The organism is Cyanobium sp. BA20m-p-22 (assembly GCF_024346275.1).
GTDB lineage: Bacteria > Cyanobacteriota > Cyanobacteriia > PCC-6307 > Cyanobiaceae > Cyanobium_A.
This window is the reverse complement of sequence record NZ_JAGQCQ010000234.1, coordinates 1-5973: the sequence shown is the minus strand read 5'-3', so window position 1 is coordinate 5973 and position 5973 is coordinate 1. Positions and strand designations below refer to the sequence as shown.

The following is a 5973-nucleotide window of genomic DNA, read 5'->3' as shown; positions in this document are numbered from 1 at the left end:
AGGCCCCGCTCCAAATCGAGGGGAGTTTGCTGCAGCCTGGCGTCCTCCAGGGCCAGGTTGAGGCTGAGCTCGGGCCTGGAGCCGCCGAGGCTGTAGCTCCCCCGGGCGGAGGCCAAACCACCGAGGCCAGCGGGGACAGGCGTCAGCAAGGCCAACAGCTCCAAGGGAAGGTTGGCCAAGCTGAAGCTGCCTGTGCCCTGGCGCAGGGGGCCCTGGAAACGGGCCTGCAGGGGCTGCTGGGTGAGGGCCTGGTCCCGATCCGTGCCGGCTGACCAGAGATGGGCGCGGGCATCGAGGTCGGCGCGGGCCGCCAGCAGGGTGGGGCCCTCCAGGCCCAGATCCACATCGACACTGCCGGCCAAGCGCTGCAGCTTTTCCAGGGGGGTGCGCAGCCGCTCCCGCTCGGCCCGATCGAGCGCCAGTCGTTGGCGGGCCAGGTTCAGGGCCTGCAGGTGGTCGTCCAGGGTGCCGCCGAAGGTATCGATCAGCAGGGTGCCGATGTCACTGGCGCGGCCGACCCTTGGCGGCCCCTCCCCCCGCCACTGGGGCCAGGCACGGCCCAACTGCTGTAAGAAAATTGTCGACAACTGGCGGCCCTCGAGTCGGGACCTGAACGGCCCGTTCCAGAGTCCCGACCAATCGAGCTCCAGCTGTCCTCCCGCCAGGGGCGCCAGGGCTGCCTGGGCCTGATAGCGGCGGTTCCTGTAGCGGAAGGTGGCCTGGGCCGTCTTCCCCCAGACGCCAAGAAAAACCGGTCGATCCAGGCTCACATCGCCACTGAAAGCAAGGGGCTGCAGCTCAAGCTGGCCCTGCCCGCTGAGCTGCCCCTGCAAGGGTTGGCGGCGGCCCCTGGGACCGAGGGCCAACTGCAGGCCCTCCAGGGACAGGCCGCTGGCCTGCCAGCGATAGCCCCGGGGCCGGCCGACGAGCTCCAGCCAGCCGCCATCTCGCTCGAGGCGCACCTGGCGGGGCACCCAACGGGAATCGAAGCGGGCCACCAACTCGCCGCTTAGGGCGGGGGCAAGGGCCTCCATGGCCAGCCTGCCGCCGCCAGCCCGATCGCCGAACCATTGGCCCTGCCAGGTTTCCCGCAAACTGATCGGCCCTGCTCCGGGCTGGTCGATCCGGAGATCCAGGTCGGGGGTGAGGGCGCTCAGGGGTCCGCGAACCCGGCCTGAGGCACCAATAACCCCCTGCAGCGGACTGCCCACCAGCAGGCCCAGGCGGGAAAGCGGGTAGCGCTGGAGGTCCAGCTGCAGATCCAGGGGGCCTGGCACCAGCCCCTTCCCCTGGCGCAGGGCCAGGGGCAAAACGCCTCGGGCCCGGAGGTAGGCATTGCTGAACTGCTGCAGGGCGAGGCGGCCCTGGCGCCAGTCGAGGCTGGCGCTCCAGGGCCCCAAAAGGGGGTTTTCAGACTGGCCGAAACGGGCCTGGAGCTCGGGCTGGCGCCAGGGGCCCCTGGCCTCCAAGCTGCCGCCCAGAAGCTGGTCGAGCAGCCAGGCGGGCCGGCCGGCCTGGAGCGGCAGATCGCGGGGGCTGAGGCGCCAGCGGCCGCGGAGGTCAAGTCGTTGATTGAGGCGGCCGCCCAATCGCACCCAGGAGGCGCCGCGGCGCAGTTCCAGCTGGGTCAGGGCCAGACCACCTGCCTCCACCAGGCCAGTTGCCTCGACCGTGCCTTGGAGCCTGAGGGCCCCCGGCCCGGCCCAGCGCCAGTTGCTGCGAGCCAGATCCAACCGTTGCCCTTGGCAGCGCAGCGGCACCGCAGCCAGCTCCAGCCGGGTGCCCCCCGGGCCGGGGCGCCACTGGATCTGGCCGAGCTGCAGCTGGCCCTGACAGGAGCGCTGGGCACCGCGCCAGCTCAGACCAACCCGACCATCGAGGCGACCGGAGAGCTGGCCTGGGACAGGCAAGGGCCCCTGCAGGGCCGCCAGCGGAAAGACCTGGCTGCGCAGGTTGGCCTGCCACCGCCGCTCCTGCCAATTGCCCTCCAGCCGCAGGGCCATCTGGCCGCCGCCGCGGGCGGGGCGCAGCCGTCCATCGAGCTCCAGGCTGCGGCGATGGGGCCGCAGGCCAAGCCGGGCGGCAAGGCGAAAGCTCTGCCCCCCCTGCACCAGCGTCACCAGGGCAGGATCGGCCAGGCGCAGGCGCAGATCCAGGCGGGGTGGCGAAAAGCCCAATGCCAAACGCCCAGGCACCCAGTACTGGCCCTGGCGATTGCGGCGCAGGTCGGCCCGCACCCCCGCCAGGGTGACGTGCAGCACGGGCAGGCGCAGGCGCAGGCTGGCCAGGGGATCGAGGCTCACGGCCACGGATCGCACCTCCACGCTGGAGGCATCGGTGGGTCCTGCACCAATCCGGCTGGGTCCAAGCCGCAGCCCGGCCCAAGCCAGCCCCTGGTAGGGGCCCAGCGCGAGGGGATGGCCCAGCACCCTGCCCAGGGTTTGCTCCAGCCGGGGCTGCCAATGCTGGTAGAGCCGGCGCAGGGCCTGGTCGCCCCCCCAGGCCAGCAAAGCCAGGCCTGCGCCGCTGAGGGCCAGGGCGGCGCCGATCCTGCCCAGCTTTGGTAAGGGGTGAGGCGACTGGGGGGGGCCGGAATCCTGCTGGGGCAACACCGCCATTGCCCTGGGCTGCCCCTTGCTGCGTCTGGCGCAATATAGAAGCCATGACGCGAAGAACCAGCCCCGATGGCCGCTGAACCGATCCTGCTGACAGCGGGCCAATGGCTGGGCGCCGCCAGCGGCCTGCTGGCCGTCACCACCGTGGTCGGCTACCTGGGCCGCTGGGGGGTTCGCTTCCGCCTGGTGGGCATCACCAGCTTCACGGCCCTGCTGGCGATCTCCTGCCTGGCCTTCTCGGTGAGCTACACCCAGCGGGTAAGCCTGGAGGGAGCTGTGACCGTGCCGGTTGTCTATGACAATGGCGGCGATCTGCTTGTGGCGGCCGCCCCGGCCGATCTCCCCGAGGGCGCCGCAGGACCCAGCGTGCAGCAGCTGGCCGAGAACCTGCGAACCAGTGGCCGCAGCAGCGCAGATGGCCTGGTGCACGTGCGGCTGCGACGGGTGGAAGCGGTGGCGCCGGGGCTGAGCAAGCCAGTCGTGCTGGCGGAAGCCAGCCGCAGCCTGGCCACTGGCAGGGTGGAACTCCAGCCCTGACCATGTGGCAGCTGCCGGCCCACTTTGAGCGCGAGCAAGTGCAGTTACGGGAAGCTGGCATCGAGGGTTGGGCCCAACTGGCCAGGCTCGAAGATGCAGACCTGCGCCGCATCGGCGCCAGGGGCGGGGCCAGTGAGGCCAGGCTGATCAAGCTGCGAGGCCAGGCCCGGCTGGTGGTGGAGGTGGATCTGCAACCCGCCGAAGCGGCCCTGCTGCTCTATGCCGGCATTGCCAGCCCCAAGGGCCTGGCGACGGCCGATCCCCAGCAGCTACTGGTGCAGATGGGCAGGTTGCAGCGCAGCCTCACCGGCAGGGCAGCCCCAACCCTTGACCTCCCCACCCTGCGCAGCTGGATCAAGCGGGCCCAACGCCGCCCCACAAACTGATCCAGGCCCCTCGCAATCGCCCATCCCAGCAAACTGAAATGGGAGTAGCCGATTGTCGATCGTGAAATCCCGCCCCCAAGCCGGGCAGCTCGCCTGGGTGGCGGCGGCGCTGGTCTTGGCGGCCAGCCCGTTTGCCCCTGGGGCCCAGGCCCAGTCCCAACTGCTGGAGTCCGTCAAGCAGAACCCCGCCCGGGCCAAGGCCCTCTGCGCCCAGCTGCGCAACCTCAACGCCCAGGGGCTCTCAGCCACCTCCCAGCAAGCCGTCGCCCAAATTGCCCGACAGGAAAACCTCAGCCCCATGGACGCCGAGGTGCTCAACACCTATGTGATCGGGCTGCATTGCCCCGATGTGCGCTGAGTGAAGGCCCCGCCCCCTGGCCGCTACGGGGTGCGCTGGCAGAACCAAGTGCGCTGGCAGGACCAAGAGATGACCTGTCGCGATGGCACCAGCCTGGCCAGTCGCATCTGGAGCCCGGAGGCACCAGGCCCCTGGCCCGTGCTGCTGATGCGCCAGCCCTACGGGCGGGCAATCGCCTCCACCATCACCTACGCCCACCCCAGCTGGTATGCCTCCCACGGCTTCCAAGTGGTGGTGCAGGACGTGCGGGGCAAGGGGGACTCCGGCGGCGAGTTCGGGGGATTTGCCCAGGAAGCCGCCGATGGGGCGGACAGCATCCGCTGGGCCCGCCAGCTTGAGGGCAGCAACGGCCAGGTGGGCTGCTACGGCTTTTCCTACCAGGGCCTGACCCAGCTGCTCAGCGACGACCCCACGGCAATCCCCGATTGCCTGGCGCCGGCCATGACCGGCCTTAACGAGTGCTGCGACTGGGCCATGACAGGGGGCGCCCACTGGTGGGCCCTGGGCCTGGGCTGGGGGCTGCAACTGGCGGCCCAGCGCTGCCAGAGGCGGGGCGATGGCAGCGGTTGGCGGGCGATCAGGCGCAGCCTGGAAACGGGCAGCTTTCTGGAAGAGGGGCTGGGACTACTGGAGCGCCATGATCCCGAGGGCATGGCCAGGCGCTGGCTGCTGGAGCCTGCAAACGGCAACTGGCCCTGCCATCGGCCGCCCCCAACCCTGCTGCGCCAACCGATGCTGCTACTCGGGGGCTGGTGGGACCCCCACCTGGGCGGAATCCTGGACCTCTGGGCCCAATCCCGCCTCGCCGGCGGCCTGCCCACCCTGCGGATCGGCGCCTGGAGCCATACCAATTGGCAGGGGGGCATCGATCGGCTGCAACTGGCCTTCTTCCAGCACCATCTGCTGCGCCAGCCCCTGCCCCCTGAGCTGGGCGCCCCAGCCCTGCTGGAAGACGCCAGCAGCCACCGCTGGCAGGCGCCGGCAGCGCCATCCAGCCAGCCGGTCTGGGGCTTGGCGAGCGGCGGACTCGCCGCCATCGATTCCCAGGAGGGCCAGCTGCTTTCCCCCCAGGCCAGCTGGGGGGAGGTGATCCTGGTGCACGATCCCTGGCGACCAGTTCCGGGCAGGGGGGGGCACCTGGGGCTCGACCCGGGACCCTGCCAGCGGGGCGACATCGACCGGCGTGGTGATGTGGCCTGCTTCACCAGCGCTCCCCTGCCCCGGCCGCTCCGGCTTGAGGGCCGGCCGCGGCTGAGCATTGCGGTGGAGGCCGATCAGCCGAGCTTCGACCTCTGCGCAGCCCTTTCGGTGCTGGACAGCAATGACGCCAGCGTCCTCCAGCTCAGCACCGGCATGGCCCGCTGCCACCGGCAGCCCGGCCGGCGCTCGATGCTGCTGGTGCAACTGCAGCCCCTGCTGGCCAGCCTGGCCGCCGGCCAGCGGCTGCGGCTGTCCCTGGCGGGGGCGGCCTGGCCCCAGATCGCCGTCAACCCTGGCAATGGCGACGATCCCCCTGGGCCCAGCGGCCCTGGCCACCGGGTGATCAGCCTCAGGCTCGATCTCCAGGGGTCGAGCCTGGAACTGATGCCGCTGCTGGATCTAGATCTTGGTGCTGAAGAAGACTTTGAGCTAAATAGAGACCTTGGGCCGGATGGAGACCCTGGGGCAAACTGAGCATCTCTCAATATCTTCCCGATGCTGATGCGCCACCTGCGCTCCCCTCGCCGCTCAGCCGGCCTCGCTCTCCTGGCCCTGGCCAGCGCCATCTGCATGGGAGCTGGGCCCGGCATTCCGGCAACCGGGCTGGCGGCCCAGGAGCAGGCCGCCGAAAGCAAACTGCCGGGCCTCAGTGTGGAGGAGGCGCGGGCGGCTGCCAACCGGATCCTGAAGGCAGTGCAGAGCCGGGATGCCAACCTGCGCTACAGCCAGTTCTCCCCAGAACTGAAGGCGGCCAGCAGCCCATCGATGGTGGCAGCCACCATGCGAACCCAGCCCCAACTGCTGAGCTGGAAGCTGCTCAGCGTCCAGCGCGGCCTGCGCACCACCACCGTGGAGGTCAGTCTCAACACGAGCGCCG

4 protein-coding genes and 2 pseudogenes are annotated in these 5973 nt (G+C 70.6%); 5 read left to right on the top strand and 1 reads right to left on the bottom strand.

What is annotated here, in order from left to right; all coding sequences use genetic code 11:
- Positions 1–2618, bottom strand: a pseudogene (locus KBZ15_RS16660) (hypothetical protein); the annotation flags it as partial.
- 66 nt (positions 2619–2684) lie between these two features.
- On the opposite strand from KBZ15_RS16660, the gene KBZ15_RS16655 reads away from it, so the two are divergent.
- The 5 genes and pseudogenes from KBZ15_RS16655 to KBZ15_RS16635 all read left to right on the top strand — a co-directional run.
- Complete coding sequence (locus tag KBZ15_RS16655; protein WP_255016326.1) at positions 2685–3152, top strand: Ycf51 family protein; 468 nt, start codon at positions 2685–2687, stop codon at positions 3150–3152.
- 2 nt (positions 3153–3154) lie between these two features.
- Positions 3155–3538, top strand: coding sequence for a DUF4332 domain-containing protein (locus KBZ15_RS16650; protein WP_255016324.1), 384 nt, complete (start codon positions 3155–3157; stop codon positions 3536–3538).
- Between the two features lie 61 nt (positions 3539–3599).
- On the top strand, positions 3600–3896 hold the full coding sequence (locus KBZ15_RS16645; RefSeq protein WP_255016323.1) for a hypothetical protein: 297 nt from the start codon (positions 3600–3602) through the stop codon (positions 3894–3896).
- On the top strand, positions 3897–5570 hold the full coding sequence (locus KBZ15_RS16640; RefSeq protein WP_315859913.1) for a CocE/NonD family hydrolase: 1674 nt from the start codon (positions 3897–3899) through the stop codon (positions 5568–5570).
- Positions 5571–5597: 27 nt separating this feature from the next.
- Positions 5598–5973 (top strand): annotated as a pseudogene (locus KBZ15_RS16635) (DUF3887 domain-containing protein); the annotation flags it as partial.